The sequence below is a fragment of the Caballeronia sordidicola genome (assembly GCF_001544455.2).
Taxonomy (GTDB): Bacteria; Pseudomonadota; Gammaproteobacteria; order Burkholderiales; family Burkholderiaceae; genus Caballeronia; species Caballeronia sordidicola.
This window is the reverse complement of record NZ_FCOC02000004.1, coordinates 325,776-345,597: the sequence shown is the minus strand read 5'-3', so window position 1 is coordinate 345,597 and position 19,822 is coordinate 325,776. Positions and strand designations below refer to the sequence as shown.

At 60.7% G+C, this 19,822-nt stretch carries 17 protein-coding genes; 6 read left to right on the top strand and 11 right to left on the bottom strand.

Features of this window, described 5'->3' with window-relative positions; all coding sequences use genetic code 11:
• Positions 1 to 158: 158 nt before the first annotated feature.
• Complete coding sequence (locus tag AWB64_RS10930; protein WP_060818707.1) at positions 159 to 1,232, bottom strand: AI-2E family transporter; 1,074 nt, start codon at positions 1,230 to 1,232, stop codon at positions 159 to 161.
• Between the two features lie 248 nt (positions 1,233 to 1,480).
• Between AWB64_RS10930 and AWB64_RS10925 the strand changes: the two genes are divergently transcribed.
• Entirely contained in the window at positions 1,481 to 1,996 is a 516-nt protein-coding gene (locus AWB64_RS10925; protein WP_063493186.1) for an OmpA family protein, read from the top strand.
• A gap of 9 nt (positions 1,997 to 2,005) precedes the next feature.
• Here AWB64_RS10925 and AWB64_RS10920 read toward each other — a convergent pair whose 3' ends face one another.
• From AWB64_RS10920 to AWB64_RS10910, 3 genes are all read right to left on the bottom strand, one after another.
• On the bottom strand, positions 2,006 to 4,027 hold the full coding sequence (locus AWB64_RS10920) for an acetyl/propionyl/methylcrotonyl-CoA carboxylase subunit alpha (protein ID WP_060818704.1): 2,022 nt from the start codon (positions 4,025 to 4,027) through the stop codon (positions 2,006 to 2,008).
• Positions 4,028 to 4,094: 67 nt separating this feature from the next.
• A complete protein-coding gene (locus AWB64_RS10915) occupies positions 4,095 to 5,702 on the bottom strand; it encodes a carboxyl transferase domain-containing protein (protein ID WP_060818702.1) in 1,608 nt (535 codons plus the stop codon).
• Positions 5,703 to 5,718: 16 nt separating this feature from the next.
• On the bottom strand, positions 5,719 to 6,900 hold the full coding sequence (locus AWB64_RS10910) for an isovaleryl-CoA dehydrogenase (protein ID WP_060818700.1): 1,182 nt from the start codon (positions 6,898 to 6,900) through the stop codon (positions 5,719 to 5,721).
• Positions 6,901 to 7,082: 182 nt separating this feature from the next.
• On the opposite strand from AWB64_RS10910, the gene AWB64_RS10905 reads away from it, so the two are divergent.
• On the top strand, positions 7,083 to 7,805 hold the full coding sequence (locus AWB64_RS10905) for a TetR/AcrR family transcriptional regulator (protein ID WP_060818699.1): 723 nt from the start codon (positions 7,083 to 7,085) through the stop codon (positions 7,803 to 7,805).
• Between the two features lie 62 nt (positions 7,806 to 7,867).
• Here AWB64_RS10905 and AWB64_RS10900 read toward each other — a convergent pair whose 3' ends face one another.
• Together AWB64_RS10900 and AWB64_RS10895 are read right to left on the bottom strand one after the other, a co-directional pair.
• The gene (locus AWB64_RS10900) at positions 7,868 to 8,761 is read right to left on the bottom strand and encodes a ferritin-like domain-containing protein (RefSeq protein WP_060818697.1); all 894 of its coding nucleotides are present in this window, start codon (positions 8,759 to 8,761) and stop codon (positions 7,868 to 7,870) included.
• A 130-nt stretch (positions 8,762 to 8,891) separates the two neighbouring features.
• Positions 8,892 to 10,346 (bottom strand): MFS transporter, encoded by a 1,455-nt coding sequence (locus AWB64_RS10895; protein WP_075643272.1) that lies wholly within the window; start codon positions 10,344 to 10,346, stop codon positions 8,892 to 8,894.
• 195 nt (positions 10,347 to 10,541) lie between these two features.
• Here AWB64_RS10895 and AWB64_RS10890 point away from each other — a divergent pair, with 195 nt between their 5' ends.
• The 3 genes from AWB64_RS10890 (at position 10,542) to AWB64_RS10880 (ending at position 13,200) form a co-directional block, all read left to right on the top strand.
• Positions 10,542 to 12,071, top strand: a complete 1,530-nt coding sequence (locus AWB64_RS10890) for a flavin-containing monooxygenase (protein ID WP_060818803.1) — start codon at positions 10,542 to 10,544, stop codon at positions 12,069 to 12,071.
• Positions 12,072 to 12,220: 149 nt separating this feature from the next.
• Entirely contained in the window at positions 12,221 to 12,652 is a 432-nt protein-coding gene (locus AWB64_RS10885; RefSeq protein WP_060818696.1) for a BspC domain-containing protein, read from the top strand.
• A gap of 278 nt (positions 12,653 to 12,930) precedes the next feature.
• Entirely contained in the window at positions 12,931 to 13,200 is a 270-nt protein-coding gene (locus AWB64_RS10880; protein ID WP_244164015.1) for a hypothetical protein, read from the top strand.
• A gap of 73 nt (positions 13,201 to 13,273) precedes the next feature.
• Here AWB64_RS10880 and AWB64_RS10875 read toward each other — a convergent pair whose 3' ends face one another.
• Together AWB64_RS10875 and AWB64_RS10870 are read right to left on the bottom strand one after the other, a co-directional pair.
• A complete protein-coding gene (locus AWB64_RS10875; protein WP_082850430.1) occupies positions 13,274 to 14,290 on the bottom strand; it encodes an AraC family transcriptional regulator in 1,017 nt (338 codons plus the stop codon).
• A gap of 154 nt (positions 14,291 to 14,444) precedes the next feature.
• Positions 14,445 to 14,690 (bottom strand): hypothetical protein, encoded by a 246-nt coding sequence (locus AWB64_RS10870; protein WP_157766614.1) that lies wholly within the window; start codon positions 14,688 to 14,690, stop codon positions 14,445 to 14,447.
• Positions 14,691 to 14,713: 23 nt separating this feature from the next.
• On the opposite strand from AWB64_RS10870, the gene AWB64_RS10865 reads away from it, so the two are divergent.
• Positions 14,714 to 15,757 (top strand): aldo/keto reductase, encoded by a 1,044-nt coding sequence (locus AWB64_RS10865; protein ID WP_060818694.1) that lies wholly within the window; start codon positions 14,714 to 14,716, stop codon positions 15,755 to 15,757.
• Here the strand turns inward: AWB64_RS10865 and AWB64_RS10860 are convergent.
• From AWB64_RS10860 to AWB64_RS10850, 3 genes are all read right to left on the bottom strand, one after another.
• Complete coding sequence (locus tag AWB64_RS10860) at positions 15,754 to 16,281, bottom strand: GNAT family N-acetyltransferase (protein WP_060818693.1); 528 nt, start codon at positions 16,279 to 16,281, stop codon at positions 15,754 to 15,756. The two genes, AWB64_RS10865 and AWB64_RS10860, sit on opposite strands and share 4 nt — an antisense overlap.
• A gap of 92 nt (positions 16,282 to 16,373) precedes the next feature.
• The gene (locus tag AWB64_RS10855) at positions 16,374 to 17,240 is read right to left on the bottom strand and encodes a glucose 1-dehydrogenase (RefSeq protein ID WP_060818692.1); all 867 of its coding nucleotides are present in this window, start codon (positions 17,238 to 17,240) and stop codon (positions 16,374 to 16,376) included.
• Between the two features lie 94 nt (positions 17,241 to 17,334).
• Positions 17,335 to 19,629 carry an amylo-alpha-1,6-glucosidase gene (locus AWB64_RS10850; RefSeq protein ID WP_082850439.1) on the bottom strand — a complete coding sequence of 765 codons (2,295 nt, stop codon included), beginning with the start codon at positions 19,627 to 19,629 and terminating at the stop codon, positions 17,335 to 17,337.
• Between the last annotated feature and the right edge of the window lie 193 nt (positions 19,630 to 19,822).

The following is a 19,822-nucleotide window of genomic DNA, read 5'->3' as shown; positions in this document are numbered from 1 at the left end:
GCGATCATTGCGGCATCGCTGGATCAGGCAACGCTCGAAGCAATGCCGGTCAATGAATATGTTGATTTGTACGTGATCTGATTCTTGCGCGGTATTAACGGAAACAGCCGTTCTCGCCGTTAGGCAGAACGGCTGTTTTGCTTCTGCAATGAATTGCTTCAATGCACCCAGTCATTCCAAAGCACGACCAGAATCGTCATCAACGACGGACCGATAAACAATCCCACCAGACCAAACGTTTCGGCGCCCCCGAGGATTCCGAATAACACCAGCAAGAACGGCAGTCGCGCGGCCCCGCCGATCAGCACCGGCCGTATTGCATGTTCGGCCACGAACACGACCACGAATCCAAACACCGCAACGCAGATCGCCGCGACCGTCGCACCCTGCGTCAGCAGCCACAATGCCGCGCCCAGGAACACGATTGGCGCGCAGAACGGCAGCATGGCTGCAACAGCGGTCAGCATGCCCAGCAGCGTCGCATGCGGCACACCGGTCACGGCATATGCCACGCCCAGCAACGCCCCTTCGCCAAGCCCCACGACCACCAGCCCCGTTACCGTGCTGCGAACGGAATCCGCCATGCGCCGTGCCAATGATGCGCCCTCCGAACCAAACGCGCGCCTTGAAGCCTCCAGCAATTGCTCGCCCAATTTCGACCCTGCCTTGAAGACGAAGAACAGCGTCACCAGCATGAAGCCGAACACTATCAGGCCATGCGCGACACGGCCGCCGAAATGGCGCGTCATCGCGACAACGGTAGCGCTATGAAAATGCTTGACCGCCGGCGATGACCCCAGCGGTGTCGCGAGATTCTCCTGCCACCACGTGGCGATCTGCTTCGATCCCATCGGCAGATGATTGACGAGATCGGGCATGGCAATGCCGCTTCGCAGCGATTCCTGGAACCACCGGAAAAGGTCGCTGGCTTCCCTGCCCGCCTGCGCCGCGACGAGGATGAACGGCAGGACGAACACCAATGCGATCACCACGGTCATGCCCAACGCAAGCCACGTGCTTCGATGGTTGAAAAGCGGCCGTTCTTCAAGCCACGTCAGCAAGGGCCACAACGCAATGGCGATAACCGCTGCCCACACCACGGCCGGGATAAAGTCGCGGATCATCCAGATGGCAACGGCCACCAGCACCGCATACAGCAACCCTGCAGCGCTGCGTTGCAGCCGCCGGGTGCGATCCTTGTCGTCGGCAGAGGTCTGATCGCGTGAAATCATGAAACGTCCTTGTAATTGCTCTCTGAGTGAAAGCACAGAAATTGCTGCGCAGACCTGCTTGTAATCTGCATTGAAGCAGCATGTTAGTCACGCATTGTAAATCGAGCGGGATGCGTCCAGAATCAAGAGCCTCTTCGAGAGGCCACGCCCCTTGGCGGCCATCAGATTTTTGTTCTAATTTCACACTCCCAAATTTCCGTTTCCCTATAATCGGTTTCCTTCCCCGGCATCTGTTCAAGAGACTTGCAGTGAAAGCTATTCGAACCATTGTCAACGCATGCGCAACCACGGCACTGCTCGCCGGCTGCGCATCGGGCCTGAACCGGTCGAAGGAACAAGCAATCAACGAAAAAGTCGGCATTGTCGTCCACTCCGCCCATGATGGCGTGGAGTTGCGCCTTCAGGAATCGGCGCTCTTCGACTTCGACGAAGCGACCATGCGCCCCGAAAGCATCGTCGTGCTCGACCGCGCGGCCGTGCTGCTCAAGCGCAGCACACGGCCAATCATGGTCGAAGGGCATACGGATAATGTCGGGACGCTCGATTACAACCGGACGTTGTCGACGGCTCGTGCAAACGCTGTGGCCGACGCACTGGTCGCACGCGGCGTTCCCGCTGCGCGCATCAAGACCCGCGGCATTGCATTTTCCGAGCCGATTGCGTCCAACGCCACGCCCGAAGGGCGTGCGTTGAACCGGCGCGTTGAGATTCTGGTGAAGACGGAGACAGAAGAAACGCTGCTGGGACGCGTCAAGAAGAAATGACGCAAGGCGTTATTTCGCGGCTTGTACATCCATTATCAGAAGCTGCGCACCGTCGGTAACCTGATCGCCCACGGCGAACAGGATCTCGCCGACCGTACCGCTCGCAGGCGCGACAATCGTGTGCTCCATCTTCATGGCTTCCATCACCAGCAACGGCGCGCCTTTTTCGACCATGGCGCCCGCTTCCACCAGCACGGCAATCACCTTGCCCGGCATGGGCGCGGTCAGGCGGCCTTCGCCATGCTCGGCATCGGCGGCATGGGCAAGCAGATTCTGCCATTCGAATGCCAGCGATACTCCCGCGTAGAACACATGAAACGTGTCGCCGTCCACGAATACGCGTCCCTTGATGCGCGTATTGCCGATCAGCACCACGAACGAATTCGGTTCATCGCCGTGCGACCAGTCGAACGCACGCGTCTCGCCGCATAGTTCGAGTTGCTTGTTGTCCGCCCGGCCCAATGTGGAATCGCGCGTGAAGACGGCGACGATTTCGTGGTCGGAATCTGCGAGACGCCAGTTCAGCGCCTGCGTATACCCTCCGCTCATGCGCCAGTGGGCGAGTGCATCCCACGGCGACGTGCCATGTGCGTCCCCGCCTTCACGCGTGAGCAACGCGGCGCAAGCGAGCGCAAGTACGTGCGCGTTCGACACCGCCGATGGTGCGAACAAGGTGTCGTGATGACGTTCTATCAGCCCCGTATCCAGGTCGCCGGAAGCAAACGGCTTGCTGACAACGATCCGATGCAGGAACGTTATATTCGTCGACGGCCCGACGACCTCGCATTGTTTCAACGCGAGCGCCATGCGCAGCAATGCTTCGTCGCGATCGCGGCCGTGCACGATCAGCTTGGCGATCATCGGATCATAAAACGGGGTGATGGTGTCGCCTTCGCGCACGCCGCTATCGATACGCACGGTGCCGTTCAACTGGAATTCCACAGCTTCGGGCAGCCGCAAATGCTTCAATGTTCCGGTCGATGGCAAGAAACCCCGCGACGGATTCTCGGCATAGATGCGTGCTTCGATTGCGTGACCGTTCACCTTCAATTGATCCTGCATCAGAGGCAGCGTTTCACCGCTCGCCACGCGCAATTGCCATTCGACAAGATCAAGACCCGTCACCATTTCGGTCACAGGATGCTCGACCTGAAGCCGCGTGTTCATTTCCATGAAGTAGAACTGGCCGTCGCCGGTCATGATGAACTCGACCGTGCCCGCGCCGACATAATTCACCGCGCGCGCCGCCGCGACAGCGGCTTCGCCCATCGCTTTGCGTACCTCGGCCGAAAGACCCGGAGCAGGCGCTTCTTCCAGCACCTTTTGATGACGGCGCTGCACGGAGCAGTCGCGATCGAAGAGATACACCGCATTGCCATGCTGATCCGCGAAGACCTGGACTTCCACATGGCGCGGGCGTTGCAAATACTTTTCGATCAACACGCGGTCGTTGCCGAAACTGCTCGACGCTTCTCGCTTGCACGACAAGAGCGCCGAAGCGAAATCCGCGCTTTTCTCGACCACGCGCATGCCCTTGCCGCCGCCGCCCGCGCTTGCTTTGAGCAGCACGGGATAACCAATTCCATCGGCTTCCTTTTGCAGCAGCGCGGCCTCCTGGTTGTCGCCGTGATAACCGGGCACGAGTGGCACGGCCGCGGACTGCATCAACGCCTTGGCCGCGGCCTTCGATCCCATCGCGGAGATGGCTTCGACCGGCGGCCCGATAAACACGAGCCCGGCCTTCTCACACGCCTCTGCAAACCCTTCGTTCTCCGATAGAAATCCGTAGCCCGGATGCACCGCTTGCGCACCGGTTTTCAGCGCGGCATCGATGATCCTGTCTATGCGCAAATAGCTCTCAGCCGCCGCCGCGCCACCCACATGCACGGCTTCGTCGCAGACTGCGACGTGCTTGGCGTGTGCATCGGCATCCGAATACACGGCCACGCTGCCTATGCCCAGGCGTTTGCAGGTCGCGGCCACGCGGCATGCAATCTCGCCGCGATTCGCAATCAATATTTTGTTGAACATGACGAAGCCTGGAAGGAAGAAGTCAGCTTTGCAAAGGTCCCGGCACCGAAGCGCCCAGGTCCCGCGATCACATCCGGAACACGCCGAAACGCGTTTCTTCGACAGGCGCATTAGTCGACGCCGCCAGCCCAAGCCCGAGCACATCGCGGGTCTGCGCGGGGTCGATCACGCCGTCGTCCCACAGGCGCGCGCTGGCGTAATACGGATGGCCCTGTACCTCGTACTGCTCGCGGATAGGCGCCTTGAACGCCTCTTCTTCCTCCTTCGACCACGATCCGCCCTTGCCTTCTATTCCATCGCGGCGCACCGTGGCAAGCACCGAGGCGGCTTGCTCGCCGCCCATTACGGAGATACGCGCGTTCGGCCACATCCAGAGAAAACGCGGCGAGTACGCGCGGCCACACATGCCGTAATTACCCGCGCCAAACGACCCGCCTATGATCACCGTGAATTTCGGCACCTTGGCCGTCGCGACCGCCGTCACCATCTTCGCACCATTGCGCGCGATGCCTTCGTTTTCATACTTGCGCCCGACCATGAAGCCCGTGATGTTCTGAAGGAACACTAACGGAATCTTGCGCTGGCAGCACAGCTCTATGAAATGCGTGCCCTTGACCGCCGACTCCGAAAACAGGATGCCGTTGTTCGCGATGATTCCAACCGGGTGACCCCAGACATGCGCGAATCCGCATACGAGCGTCGTACCATAGCGCGCCTTGAATTCATCGAAGGCGGAGTCGTCGACAATGCGCGCGATCACTTCGCGGATATCGAATGGCTTGCGCGTGTCCGCCGGAATCACGCCATAGATGCTGTGCGGATCATGACGCGGCGGCAATGGTTCTTTCATGGCCAAAGAAGCTGGCTTGACGCGATTCAGATTGCCCACGATGCTTCGCGCGATTCCCAACGCATGCGCATCGTTTTGAGCAAGATGATCGACCACGCCCGAGAGCCGCGTATGCACGTCACCGCCGCCGAGATCTTCGGCGCTGACTTCCTCGCCGGTTGCGGCCTTCACGAGCGGCGGACCGCCCAGAAAAATCGTGCCCTGATTTTTCACGATAATCGATTCATCGCTCATTGCCGGAACATACGCACCGCCTGCCGTGCACGAACCCATCACCACGGCGATCTGCGCAATGCCTTTAGCCGACATGTTCGCCTGATTGTAGAAGATGCGGCCGAAGTGATCGCGGTCGGGGAAAACATCGTCCTGATTCGGCAGGTTCGCGCCGCCCGAATCGACAAGATAGACGCACGGCAAATGGTTCTCTTCGGCGATCTCCTGCGCACGGAGATGCTTCTTCACCGTCACCGGATAGTACGTGCCGCCCTTCACGGTGGCGTCGTTGCAGACGATCACGCACTCCTGCCCCGCAATCCTGCCAATGCCCGTAATCACGCCCGCGCCGGGTGCGTCGTCGTTATACATGCCATATGCGGCGAGTTGCGAAAGCTCGAGAAACGGCGTGCCCGGATCGAGCAATTGCGCAATCCGGTCGCGTGGCAGAAGCTTGCCGCGTGACAGATGTTTATCGCGCGCGGCCTGTCCTCCGCCCAACGCTATCTTCGCGACCTTCTCTTTCAAGTCGGCCACCAGCACTTCGAGCGCCGCCGCGTTCGCGCGAAACTCGTCGCTGCGCGGATTCAGTTTCGATTCAATAATCGGCATAAGTGTCCGTGCTATCTCAGGCGGTTTCGGCGAACAGTTCGCGCCCGATCAGCATGCGGCGGATTTCGCTTGTCCCCGCGCCGATTTCATAGAGCTTGGCGTCGCGCCATAGACGGCCCACCGGATACTCGTTGATATAACCATTGCCGCCGAGAATCTGGATTGCTTCGCCGGCCATCCACGTGGCTTTTTCGGCGGTGTACAGAATCACCCCCGCGCAATCCTTGCGCACTTGACGGCCATGACCCGCGCCGAGCGTATCGAGTTGACGGCCCACTGCGTAGAGGTACGCGCGGCATGCCTGAAGCGTTGTATAGAGGTCCGCGACCTTGCCTTGAATCAACTGGAATTCGCCAATCGCCTGGCCAAACTGCTTGCGGTCGTGAATGTACGGCACGACCGCGTCCATGCACGCGACCATGATGCCGGTAGGACCACCCGCCAGCACCGCGCGCTCGTAGTCGAGACCGCTCATGAGCACCTTTACGCCGCCGTTCAGTTGCCCGAGCACGTTTTCCTTCGGCACTTCGACGTTCTCGAACACCAGTTCGCCGGTATGCGAGCCGCGCATTCCCAACTTGTCGAGTTTCTGCGCGACTGAAAACCCCTTCATGCCCTTCTCGACAATAAACGCCGTGATCCCCTTCGCGCCCGCCTCGATATCTGTCTTGGCATACACCACGAGCGTGTCGCAATCGGGACCGTTGGTGATCCACATCTTCGTGCCGTTGAGCACGAAGTGATCGCCTTTTTCGTCGGCGCGAAGCTTCATGCTGACGACGTCAGAACCGGCGTTCGGCTCGCTCATTGCCAACGCGCCGATATGTTCGCCCGATATCAGCCCCGGCAAATACTTGCGCTTCTGCGCTTCCGTGCCATTGCGATGGATCTGGTTCACGCACAAATTGGAATGCGCGCCATACGACAATCCGACCGATGCCGACGCCCGTGAAATTTCTTCCATGGCGACCATATGCGCGGTATAGCCCATGTTCGCGCCGCCGTACTCCTCAGATACCGTCATGCCAAGCACGCCCAGATCGCCGAATTTCTTCCACAGGTCCATGGGGAACTGATCGGTTTTATCGATTTCAGCAGCGCGCGGCGCGATCTCTTTTGCAGCGAAACTGGCGAGCGAGTCGCGCAACATATCGATGTCTTCGCCCAGGGCGAAATTCAGACCGGGTACGTCGTTCATGCGGGTCTCCTCCTTCGGAGCGTATTGGCTTGGGGCGTGCCGGCGTGGGTCAGTGACCTGATTTATGAGTCGAACTCACACGCGCCGATTTCCAATATAAGCCGCAGTTTCACGCTTGATTCCGCTTTTCGTCAATAGGGATTTGAGCTAAGCTCACATTCAATGAACCCGATCTCAACGACATGTCCTCAGCGCCCATAACCGGAAACCGCCGCACTCCTGCAGGCGTCAAGTCGCAGCAACGCGTGAAGGACATTCTCCAGGCCGGGCGGGATGTCTTCGCGGAAAAAGGCTACGACGCCACCACCAGCGCCGAGATCGCCCAGCGCGCGGGGATTTCGGAAGCCACGGTCTTCAGTTATTTCAGCGGCAAGCGGGAGTTGTGCGCGCGCGTGATTGCGGATTGGTATGACGAGATCATCGACGCGTTCGAATCCGGCCTTCCCCGGGACGGCAGCGTGCGGCAGCAGTTTGCGTTTATCGTGAGGACGCATTTGCGGCTGATGCTGGTGAACGGAACGGGATTGTGCGCGCTGGTTTTATCGGAAGGACGCACGAAGCATCATGACCTGAGCGACACGCTCACCGACCTGCAACGCCGGTACACCGCGCCGCTAATGAACGTGCTGGCGTATGGGCAGAGCGTCGGCCAGGTACGCGCGGACCTGCCGCTGCGATTGATGCGGTCGCTGGTTTTCGGGCCGATGGAGCACGTGCTATGGGACGCAACGCTTGCAAAGCGGCACCTGAGTCAGGCTCAGATCGACACGACCGCGGACGAACTCATCGATGTACTCTGGACCGCGCTGCAGCCTCCCGCTGCAAGCCTGACTGCGCTTGCGCAGTTCAAACAGGACGTGGAGGAAGCCACGCGGCGTTTCGAGGCGGCGCGGGTGGAAAAGTAAGAGGCGGCAATCCGAATTTGCGGACGCTAGCCGGTCAGACCGTTAGTTGCTATTTTGAGGCGCTATTTGATGAACCGCCGGGCGATTCCGGCAAGCCACGGCACGGTCGTTGGCCTGAGAAGACGCGCATCATAGCCGCCCATCCGCCGTTCGTTTTCCGTCAGGCATAGCTCGATCAACGCCTTCGCCGATATCCCGCCGCCCACCGAATCCCCTACGTTGGCCGGAAAATTCATGTCCTGGGCTGCGCCGCTGGTATCGAACCCTCGTGCAAGCGATATCCGGTCGCGTATCAACGAAAACCACACGCTCGCGGTCTTCATGAAAAACCAGGGCCGCTTGTACCACGGCAAACTCCGCCTGTACCACGCGACCCAGTTCGCGAAGAACAGGATATGCCGGGCCTCTTCCTGAATCACCGGCTCGAATGTTTCGACCAGTTCCCCGGGGAAATAGCCGGTTTGTTTCGCGGCTTCGAACAGGCCGAAGGCGAAGAAACTATCGATACATTCGCTGTAGCCCGTGAGCATCCAGGCGCGCAACGCGTCGTCGGGCGCGGGATAAGGCGGCTCGGGCGCAAGTTCGATGCCGTAGGCCTGCACGAGCTTCGACAACACGATCTTGTGGCGCGCTTCCTCTGCACCGTTCATGGTGATGGCTTCGCGCAGCAACGGGTCGTGGACGCTCGCTGCATAGGTCGATACTCGAATCGAAGCGCGGCCTTCTGTCTGGACCGCGATGTCCCAGATCGGCAGGGACGTGATGCGCCTGAGCGCTGCGGGCGCGAGCGCCGGCCAGTCGATGACCGCCGGTTTATAGGGATTGTGAGTCGTGAGCAGCATTTCGCAGAACATGCGCTTGTGCTGTAAAGAACCAATCTGAATCTTGCCGGTGGACCCATACGACCAATGGCGCATTGCATGGTCGGCTTCGGCAGGCGTGAGCGTGTCGGACATGGAATAACGGAGAATTAATCGCGTTATGCGGATTTTGGCATAACGCGCGTCATCTTGCCGTCACACGAGGCCGCCGATGTCCTTCGCATGCCAACCCGCATGCCAACCATATACCGCCCTATAGCGACAGCTATCGAGAGATCTGTTCCAGCGCGAGATCGCGCGTCTTCGGGCCCATCAATCCGATAGCCAGCATGACCACGACCATAGCCCCGGCGATAAACACGAACACGCCCGTTGTCCCGAAGGCCTTCAGCACGCCCGCAATGAAAAACGACGTGAAGATCGCCGAAAAGCGGCTCCACGAGTAGACGAAGCCGACCGCGCGCGCCCGGATGCTGGTCGGAAAAAGCTCGCTTTGATAAGCGTGAAAACTATAGGACATGATGTTGCTGGCAAGCGTGAGACCCACGCCCATGCTAACAAGAAGCGCTGCGCCCGAGACCTGGCTGAACACCAGCCCGCAGACCACGATCATGCCGGCCATCGCCACGATCACGCTCTTGCGCTCGAACTTATCGGCGATAAACAAGCCGATGATCGGCCCGACCGGCGCCGCGATGGCGATGATCGTCGAGTACATGAGGCTGGTCGTGATGGTGATGCCCTGACGGATCAGAAGCGTAGGCACCCAGTTGGCGAAACCGTAGAATCCCACGGTCTGGAACACGTTGAAGATGATCATCATGGCTGCGCGCTTGCCGTAGGGCGCCACCCACATATCGCTGAACGCGCCGCGCGTGCTGACGGGTTCGGGCGCGGCGGGCGCCGGCAGCGGGCCGCCATGTTCCCGTTCGACTTTGGCTTCGAGCGCGGTCATGATGGCGTCGGCTTCCGCCAGTCGGCCTTTTTGCGCCAGCCAGCGCGGGCTTTCGGGCAATGCGCGCCGGATAAACCACACGAACAATGCGCCATGCGCCCCGATCAGCACGACCCAGCGCCAGCCATCGAAGCCCAGCGGTTTGTTCGGAACCAGCGCGTAGGAAAGGAACGCGACCACGGGCACCGCCATGAAACCGATTGCCTGCTCGCACGCGAAAGCGCGTCCGCGAATGTGCTTGGGCACGAGTTCCGAGATGTACGTGCCGATCGTCACCAGCTCGACACCAATCCCGAGCCCCGCCATGAAGCGCCAGAAGTTGAGACCGCCCGCGGTATCCTGGAACGCCATGATCACGTTCGCGGCCGTGTACCAGAGCAGCGAATAGGTGAAGATCGCGCGCCGCCCGAAGCGATCGGCGAGAAAGCCGCAAGCAATCGTGCCAATGAAGAGTCCAAGAAACAGTGATGCGATAAAACTCGCCACGCCCGTGAAGCCGAACAGCCCCACGGTCGTCGATGTCAGGATGCCGCTTTTCACCAGCCCCGGCGCGACGTAGCCCGAATACAGCAGGTCGTAGAGTTCGAAGAAGAAGCCGAGGCTCAACAGCACGACGAGCGTCCACATGGACCGTGTGGCGGGCAAGCGATCGAGCCGCGCGGAAATCGTCCCTGCCGATAACGCGCCGTTTTCGGCTGCGATCGTGGCGGTCATCTTGGCCGTGGCTGAGGTCCCGGCGCGTTCCTGTTCGTGGCGAGTGGTCATCGATTCATGTCTCCTGAGCGTGGCCGCTTCGTTCTAGCGCCGGCGCGCATTTTACGGTCAATGCGCCTGTTTGTTGCAGATTTTGACAAGAATCAGCGCTTTGGCGTCGTGAGCCTTTCGTGCCAGAATTTGAAATAGCTTGCCGCCGGCGTGCAAATACGCGCCGGCGAGACCCGTCGACCTTCCGCCGAAACCGTGCCACAAGACCCATCAGAAGCTGTCCCCCCGACCTCCGCGAGCGAACCCGAACGTATCGATATAGCGGTCATCGGCTCGGGCTTTGCCGGCATCTGCATGGCGATACAGCTGAAACAGTCGGGCATGAACGATTTTTTCGTGGCCGAGCAGGCGGCGTCGCTCGGCGGCACATGGCGCGACAACGATTACCCCGGCTGCGCCTGCGACGTGCAGGCCCACGTCTATTCGTTTTCGTTCGCGCCTCACCCGGACTGGACGCGGCTTTACGCACCGCAAGCCGAAATCCGCGCGTACCTTGAAGACTGCGCCACGCAATTCGGTATCCGCGCGCATTTGCGCTTCAACGAAACGCTGCAACGCGCGACCTTCGATGAACCCACGCAACGCTGGCTGCTACGTTTTTCAACGGGCAGGAAAGTCTCGGCGCGCGTGTTGATTGCGGGAATGGGCGGCTTGTCGCGGGCATCGGTTCCGGCGCTTCCCGGTATCGATGCATTCAAGGGCGCGTGTTTTCATTCGCAGCAGTGGGATCACGCGTTTGCGCTCGATGGCAAGCGTGTCGCGGTAATAGGCACAGGCGCGAGCGCCATCCAGTTCGTGCCTGAAATCGCGGGACGCGTGGCGCATCTCGATGTGTTTCAGCGCACGCCGCCGTGGATCATGCCGAAGAGCGACCGCGCGTCAGGCAGGCTCGAACGGTGGCTGCTCCGGCACGTCCCGCTCGCGCAACGGCTCATGCGGGCGGCGCTTTACTGCATGCTCGAGGCACGGGTATTCGCGTTTGTCGTTCATCCGCCGCTCATGAAAGTCATTCAGAAACTGGCGCTCAGGCATCTGCATGTGCAGGTCGCCGATCCCGAACTCAGACTCGCGCTCACGCCGGATTACACCATTGGGTGCAAGCGCATTCTGATATCGAACGACTATTACCCGGCTGTATCGCGCAGCAATGTGTCGGTGGTGACGCGGCCCATCGTGCGCGTGGAAGCCGACGCCGTCATCACCGCGGACAACGTCCGCCACCCGGCCGACTGCATCATCTTCGGCACGGGCTTCGAAGTCGCCAGGCCATACACGCGCGGCGTGGTGATCGGACGCGGCGGCGTGCGGATCACCGACACCTGGCGCGACGGCGCGCACGCCTATCTCGGCACGACGCTGCCGGGTTATCCGAACTTTTTCATGCTGGTCGGTCCAAACTCCGGGCTCGCGCATAACTCGATGGTCTACATGATCGAATCGCAAGTTGCCTACGTCATTAAAGCGCTGACCTACATGCGCGATCATGACGTAGCGGCCATCGACGTGAAACGCGACGTGGAAGCCGCCTACAACATCCGTATCCAGCAGCGGTTGAGCCGCGCGATCTGGGCGAAGGGCGGATGCAGAAGCTGGTATATCGATACCGCTTCGGGCAGGAATACCGCATTGTGGCCGGGCTTCAGTTGGCGTTTCCGTCAGGCCTCGAGCGTATTCAGACCGGACGATTACGTCATGCAGCCAGCGGTTTCACCTGCGAACGCATAAGCGCGGCGCCTGTAGCGTGCCCGAGCCGAGCGGTATACTTTGGCACCGACTTTTATTGGCCCTTCGCGCTCTCCACGAGCGCGTGGATCGGATCAACACTGCCGCGTTCATCATGAACGCGCGTATAAAAGGTACTGAGAATCGCCAGCATGAGAAAGCTCCATTCGCCTCCCGCCGCTGCCATCGCACTGTTTGTCAGCGTCGCCCTGTTCCCGCTGGCGCACGCGCAGGAAACGCCGGATCCATCGATGGAAAACTACGCCTATCTCACGCGCATGCACGTTCCGGAACCGGTGATTCGCTGCGTCGCCGCCTTCGACAAATGGGTTGCGCTCACGCCGAAATACGACACTTTCATTGTTCCGGACAGGCGTGTGCTGGGCGCGAAGATCGACGACGACACCACCATTTTCAGCGCGGGCAATCCGGTCCCGGTAGATGAAGTAATCGTCATGCGGGCCTTCGCGAAAACCCGCGGCCATTCGCAATGGACCCGCCTGGACAGCCGGTGCGGCGTGAAGGACGGCCGTGTAGTGGGTGTATCGCTGACGCCAAATGTAAAGCCGCAGATCGTTCGGTAACAGCGCGTCCGCGCGCGTCCTTTCACACGCTTTCCTGAATATTTCCGCGCATACGTTTCCTTACAAAGGCACACGGCTTGTCATTTATCTAATTGCTAAATTGATTTCACGGGATTCACTTGGAGAAACCGATGAAACGATTAGCGCTTATTACCGCACTTGCAGTCCTTATCGGCAGTTCCCTGGGCGGCTGCATCGTGGTTCCGGATGGTGGCGGTTATCACCATCACGACTACTACGGCCGCTACTAGAACTGATATTCACTGCACGAGCGGCAATTGACAACCAACAAAACCGCAGAGAAAACCATCATGCTGAAACTCAAGAAAGCTCTGTTGCTCGCATCGCTTGCGGCCACTGCCGCGACGACGCTTGGCGTGACAAACGTGGCATCCGCCGACGAACATTTCCGTCCCGGCTACGTCCATGTCGACACCCGCGGCTGGCACGGCGACCGCTACTACGACGGCCACAGGTATTGGGAACGCCGTGAGTGGGAACGCCATCATGCACCGCATCACTACGCGCCGCCGCATCGGTACTACTGATTGAGCAAGTAGCGTTGCAGCAAGCAAAAAAGCCAGGGATGTCCCTGGCTTTTTTGCGCCTTGCTCCTTGCGTTCAGGCACCCGCCGAATCGCGCCACCTGCGAGTATCGCGTAAAGGCGGCGCCCCAAACAAACGGCTGTACTCGCGGCTGAATTGCGATGCACTTTCATAGCCCACGCGATGCGCCGCCGTCGCCGCGTCGGTCATGTCGATCAGCATCAGGCGGCGCGCTTCCTGAAGCCGCAACTGCTTCTGGTACTGCAACGGGCTCATGGCCGTCACCGCCTTGAAATGGTGATGCAGCGACGACACGCTCATATGCACGTCGCGCGCGATCGATTCAACGCGCAGCGGCTGGTCGAAGTTCTGGCGCAGCATCATGATCGCCTTAGCAATGCGCTGCGTCTGGCTATCCTGCAGCGCGATCTGGCGCAGGCGCGCGCCCGAGCCGTTCATCAACAGCCGGTACAGGATCTCGCGCTTGATCATTGGCGCGAGAATGGGAATGTCCTCGGGCGTGTCCATCAGGCGCAGCAACCGCAAGACGGCGTCGAGCATCGGCGTGCCGAGCCGGTTCACATAAAGGCCGCGCGATGCGTCCGTGTGCGTGGGCGGCGGCAGGTTTTCATCGCGGATCAGCGCGCTGATTTCTTCCACGTCCATGTCGAGCCGCAGTCCGAGATAGGGCTTGTCCTCGGTCGCGCCCGTCACCTGCCCCATCACCGGCAAATCCACCGATGTAACCAGGTAATGCATGGGGTCATAGACGTACAGTTCGTCGCCGACCATGATGCGCTTGGACCCTTGCGCGATCAGGCCGAGCGCCGGCGTCTGGATGCCGTGGCTCGGCCCGCCGCATTGCACGATCCGATGCACGTACAACCCTTTGACAGCGGTCTCGTGAGTGCCTTCGTGGTCTATCGTGAGCCGCTCGAGCAAGGCAACCAGGTCGAGGCGCGCGTGGTCGAGACCTGGGTCGAGGGGCGCGGTATCGTGACCGTTGACCGGCTCGAGCAGCGCCGCCTGACTCAGATGGTCGGCATGATGGGTTGGATCGATGGCGGAATCCGCCGTCTCATTCAGGGCCATGATTCGCATTCAGTGGGTTGGCGCGCACCGGAAAAACGGGCAAAAAACGCGCAGGGGATGAGGAAGGATAACCGTCGGCCGAACTTCAATGATGTATCAGCCACGCCTCTTTGCCAGTATGTGAGACGTCGGAAATGCAGACGGCGAATTGCACTTAGCTTACTCGCGCGCGGGCATTTTCGCCCAGCGCCGCGTGCAGCGTTTGCAGAATCGGGCAATGATCCGACAGGATCAGGCTAGCCTTTGATTGCTCGCCGGGCAGATACTGAATGGTCGCGGCCAGTTGCAACCGCGCCGGACGGACGTTCGGTGCCGTCGCCGCGAACCGGACCGCGCCGCACACGTGAACGCCGTGACACTCGCGAGATTCACGACGGTGCGCGCCGGCCGCCCGATCCAAGGACGAATTCTAAGGAACCCAGCATGCGCAACAGAAAATTCGGTAATACCGGCTTGTTCGTCTCCGAACTCTGCCTGGGCACGATGACTTTCGGCGAAGGCGGCATCTGGACCAACATTGGCGGCCTTCAGCAGGCGGACGCCGACAAGCTCATTGGCCGGGCGCTCGATGCAGGCATCAACTTCCTCGATACCGCCGATGTCTACGCCGACGGCACCTCCGAAATCATGACCGGCCAGGCGCTGAAAAACCTGAAAGTACTGCGCGAGAACGTCGTGGTCGCGACCAAGATTCATGGCGAGACGGGTACGAAGGGCATCAATTCGCGCGGCGCATCGCGCTTTCATATTATCGATGGGGTGAAGGCGAGCCTGAAGCGCCTGCAACTGGATCACATCGACCTGTACCAGTTGCATGGATTCGACCCCGCCACACCTATTGAAGAAGCACTGCGCGCGCTCGACACGCTCGTTCAGCACGGTCATGTGCGCTACATCGGCGTCTCGAACTGGGCTGCCTGGCAGATCGCCAAGGCGCTGGGCATTTCGGAGCGCCTGGGCCTTGCGCGTTTCGAGTCGCTACAGGCTTATTACACCATTGCCGGACGCGACCTGGAGCGCGAAATCGTGCCCATGCTGAAAAGCGAAAACGTGGGCCTGATGGTCTGGAGCCCGCTTGCAGGCGGCCTGCTGAGCGGCAAATATAAACGCGACGGCAGTTCCACCGAGCAGGGGCGGCGCACGAATTTCCAGTTCCCGCCCGTGAACATGGACCGCGCGCACGACTGTATCGACGCCATGGCGAAGATGGCCGAAACCAAGGGCGTGACAATCGCGCAGATCGCGCTCGCGTGGCTCCTGCACCAGAAAGTGGTGACAACTGTGATTGTGGGCGCGAAGCGAATCGAGCAACTCGATGACAACATCGCCGCCACGCAAGTCAAGCTGAACGACGACGAACTCGCCGCGCTCGACGAAGTGAGCCAGCTCGCAAGCGAATATCCGGGCTGGATGCTGGCGCGCACGGGCGAATACAGGTTAAACCAGTTGAAGGAATCGAACGGTTAAAACGTGTGATCGAGGTCGAACGGCAAGGTCATGAGGATTGAATCGTGATACTTGCCGTCGACCTTCAATGCCCGCGGCTCGCGCGCGTATTCCGCAAATCCCGCTTTCCGATATAGCCGCAGCGCCGCTTCATTATCGGGCGCGACCGTCAACTGAATCTCGTCCACCACGCCGCGCGCATGATCCAGCACGGCCTGCACGACCGCTGCGGCGAGGCCCGTGCCGCGCGCCACAGGGCGGACATACATGCCAAACAGCGCGCCCTTGTGCCTGACCTTCGCGCCCAGCGGCACGACAAGGCCTGCGGTGCCGTCGAGGCTTTCCGCGTTCGCTTCCGTTCTGAACAGAAAGCCGCCAAACACCGCTGCGCCCGAGAGCCGTTGCTCGAACCACGCGACCGGTTTATCCGCTTCGTCTTCGTACGCCGAACCGAAACCGGCGGGATGCTGCTCAAGGCCTTCCAGTCTCAAGTCGCGATAGGCGGACGCGTCGGCGGGAGTGAGACGACGGATCGTGAATGACATGGCGCGTTCGACTCAATGACGGTTCAAACGCACAGTGTCGCATGCACGCCGCGCTCGTCTCAAGCCTCAGGCAAGCACTTCAGGCACGCACTTCAGATAATCGGTTTGCCGCCAGTCACGGCGATTGTCGCGCCGGAGATATAACTCGCTTCATCCGATGCCAGCATCACATACGCCGCCGCTAGCTCGACCGGTTGACCGGGCCGTTTCATGGGCACTTGCGAACCGAAATTCTTGACGCTCTCCGGATCCATTGTCGATGGAATCAGCGGCGTCCAGATAGGTCCCGGCGCAACGCCATTCGCACGAATGCCTTTTTCCGCAAGCAATTGCGCAAGACCGCCGGTGAAGTTCTGGATTGCGCCCTTGGTCGTGGCGTAAGCAATCAGGCCGGGATTCGGACTGTCCGCATTCACCGATGTGGTGTTGACTATCGCGCTGCCCGGCTGCATGTGCGGCACGGCAGCCTTGGTGATACGGAACATCGCGCCGATGTTCGTCGAAAACGTCTTGTCCCATTCTTCATCGCTGATGTCTTCCAGACTGTCGTAGGTCATCTGGTACGCGGCGTTGTTCACCAGCACATCGATGCGCCCGAATGTTTCGACGGTTTTTGCAACGAGCGCGCGGCAATGCGCCGGATCGGTGATATCGCCGGGCAGCAAAAGCGACTTGCGCCCTGCCTGCTCAACCCATTGTGCGGTCTCTTTCGCGTCCTCGTCCTCGTTCAGATAAGCAATCGCGACGTCCGCGCCTTCGCGTGCGTAGGCAATCGCGACCGCCCGGCCGATGCCGCTGTCCGCGCCGGTGATCAACGCGATCTTGCCTGTCAGTTTGCCCGCGCCCTTGTAGCTTTTTTCGCCGTGATCGGGCTGCGGGTCCATCGGACGGGTGTGGCCCGGCTGCTGATTTTGCGGTTGCTCGGGAAACGGAGGTTTCGGATAAGAAATCTGGGCCATGTGCGCGGCTCCCTGCTGAGGTTGATGGAAACTCAACCTCAGCAAGCACTGGTCCCACCGTTAAAGCAACGCCTGCAACCGCCAGCGGCGGAAGCTAAAGTATCGCCACCACGCGTATTTCGCCTTCCACCGACGGCACGATCTGCCCGCCCACGCGCCGGAACGTGATCGAGACCGTCTTCTCGCCCACCCGCAATTCGCCGATCTCAAGCCAGTCGATGCCCTCCGGCAGTTGCGGCCGGTCGATGCGCACTTCCTCGCGCTCCGCATCGATCGCAATTCCCAGGCACGCCTCCAGGATCATGAATGGCGACCCGGCCGCCCATGCCTGCGGCAGGCACGCGACCGGATAGCCGATAGGACGCTCTCCGCGCTGCCGGGTGAAGCCGCAGAACAACTCGGGCAGACGCATATCGAAGGTGACAGCGGACTCGAACAACGCCTGCAACAGGCGAACCGCGCCGCCACGGTCGCCGTATCGCGCGAGACCACGCGCGCACATGGCGGTGTCGTGCGGCCAGACAGAACCGTTGTGATACGACATGGGATTGAAGCGCGGCTGGCCCGCCGCCAATGTCCGCACGCCCCAGCCCGTGTGAAACAAGGTGGACTCGAGCTGACGCGCCACGGCCTCGCCGCGGCTGCGTTCAACAAGATCGAAAGCGAGCAGATGCCCCGCGTTCGACGACAACACCTTGCACAGCTCGCCCTTGCCATCCAGCGCGATCCCGTAGAATTCCGACTCGGGCATCCAGAACATGGTCTCCACGCGCTCGCGGATGTGCTGCGCGCGTTTCTCGAACGACGCTGCATCGTCCTTCATGCCGCGTTGCCGCGCGAAACGCGCCATGGTCGCGAACGCCGTGGATGCGTAGCCCTGCACTTCGATCAGCGATATTGGCCCGATGGGGAAGCTGCCGTCTGCGTGAAAAACCGAATCGTGGCTATCTTTCCACCCTTGGTTCGCGAGCCCGTGCTCGGTCGCGCGCTGATAGCTCAGCAAGCCGTATTCGTTCTTGTCGCAATGACCCGCGATCCACTTCGCCGCCAACTGCAGCGACGGCCACAATTCGTCGATGAGCGCGGTATCGCCCGTGCGCTCGGCGTAGGCGCCGGCAAGCGCCACAAACAGCGGCGTGCTGTCCACGCCGCCGTAGTACATCGCGAACGGCACTTCGCCGGTCGCGGCCATTTCGCTGTTGCGGGTCTCGTGCATGATCTTGCCGACTTCCGCATCGCGAAATGCCGAATCCTCGCGCGCCTGGTTCGCCGCGAGAAAACGCAGCACGCCACGCGCAAGCGATGGATCGAGCCACAACATTTGCAACGAAGTAATGATTGCATCGCGGCCAAACGCCGTGGAAAACCACGGGATTCCGGCGTAGGGATAAGGTCCCGTTTCAAGGTCGGTGGTGAGCAAACCCAAGTCGGCCAGCGAACGGTCGATCCATTCGCTGAAAAGCGGATTGCTGGAACGCACGCGCGCGACCGAGCGCCGCCTGTCGCGCATGCGCCTATGCGCGTCCACCAACGCCTCGCGAATCGCCGGGCGGCCCGATTCCGGCGCGCATTCCGCACCTTCCTCCGCGATCTTCTTGCTCTCCGCACTGGCGTCGCTGAGAGCGTGCGTGAGCGCCGTGACCGACAAATATATCGACATCGCGGTTTCCGGCTGGATCCGCAACGCATAGTCGGCACGGCTGACCGAAAGCGAATGCGGCGCGGGCGAAAACTGGATGCGCGCGGTCCGCTCGACTTCATCGAGGCCCGTATAGCGCAGCACAACCTCCCCGTTTTCGATACACGGTTCGCGCATCGCCCCGCGTTTCGATCGCGTGGAACCGCGGACCTCGAACATGTCGTGGAAGTCGGCTGCGAAGTCGATGGACAGCGGCACCGTGGCCGGCTCGGTACCGTAATTGGTCAGCACGATGGCTTCATGGAGCACATGCCGCGACAACACGCGCCGGCGCTCGACGTGAAGCACGCCTTCGGGCGTCGTCGCGCCGCCGATGGGCGGCAGCGGCCGGTTGGTCATATGCGCGGTAAAAACGGCGTTGTCGCTGGAAACGCTGCCTGACAGCAGCGACGGCGCGCGGCCGCCGAATGTCAGGCGAAGTTGCGACAGCACGCGCGTGTCATTGACGAAAAGGCCGTCGTCGTTACCGCGGATATCGCCGTTTGCATCGTTGACAACGAATGTGTTGCCTGCCTTGAGTACGAACTGACGCTCGTTCGCATAATTCGAGTGTTCGGTTGCAATAAACGCGCCGTCAGTCACCGCGACGGGCGTGGCCGGCGCCACTTCGCGCACGCCGACCGTACTGCGCACCGGGTCGGGAAGATCGTCATGCGCGGGGCTGCGGGCGGCATCGCTCGCGGCCTCCATGTCCTTTCGATCCTCGAGCGCCTGATTGGCCTGCTGTTGTTCCTTCGTTTCCATTACACCTTCCTGAAAAAGAGTTGCCTGGATACTCGGGCCGCCAGCCAAATCGCCACCGTTGGCGGATTGTACGGCCGGAGCCCGCGAATCAATTTGCCGGATCTGGAGGCAAGCGCACCGTGGACCCGCTATCATCGAC

Bases quoted from the DNA above. Each gene is read 5' to 3' on its own strand.
- AWB64_RS10930 (WP_060818707.1), bottom strand. From the start codon at position 1,232: ATGATTTCACGCGATCAGACCTCTGCCGACGACAAGGATCGCACCCGG.
- AWB64_RS10920 (WP_060818704.1), bottom strand. From the start codon at position 4,027: ATGTTCAACAAAATATTGATTGCGAATCGCGGCGAGATTGCATGCCGC.
- AWB64_RS10915 (WP_060818702.1), bottom strand. From the start codon at position 5,702: ATGCCGATTATTGAATCGAAACTGAATCCGCGCAGCGACGAGTTTCGC.
- AWB64_RS10910 (WP_060818700.1), bottom strand. From the start codon at position 6,900: ATGAACGACGTACCCGGTCTGAATTTCGCCCTGGGCGAAGACATCGAT.
- AWB64_RS10905 (WP_060818699.1), top strand. From the start codon at position 7,083: ATGTCCTCAGCGCCCATAACCGGAAACCGCCGCACTCCTGCAGGCGTC.
- AWB64_RS10900 (WP_060818697.1), bottom strand. From the start codon at position 8,761: ATGTCCGACACGCTCACGCCTGCCGAAGCCGACCATGCAATGCGCCAT.
- AWB64_RS10895 (WP_075643272.1), bottom strand. From the start codon at position 10,346: ATGACCACTCGCCACGAACAGGAACGCGCCGGGACCTCAGCCACGGCC.
- AWB64_RS10885 (WP_060818696.1), top strand. From the start codon at position 12,221: ATGAGAAAGCTCCATTCGCCTCCCGCCGCTGCCATCGCACTGTTTGTC.
- AWB64_RS10875 (WP_082850430.1), bottom strand. From the start codon at position 14,290: ATGGCCCTGAATGAGACGGCGGATTCCGCCATCGATCCAACCCATCAT.
- AWB64_RS10865 (WP_060818694.1), top strand. From the start codon at position 14,714: ATGCGCAACAGAAAATTCGGTAATACCGGCTTGTTCGTCTCCGAACTC.
- AWB64_RS10860 (WP_060818693.1), bottom strand. From the start codon at position 16,281: ATGTCATTCACGATCCGTCGTCTCACTCCCGCCGACGCGTCCGCCTAT.
- AWB64_RS10855 (WP_060818692.1), bottom strand. From the start codon at position 17,240: ATGGCCCAGATTTCTTATCCGAAACCTCCGTTTCCCGAGCAACCGCAA.
- AWB64_RS10850 (WP_082850439.1), bottom strand. From the start codon at position 19,629: ATGGAGGCCGCGAGCGATGCCGCCCGCAGCCCCGCGCATGACGATCTT.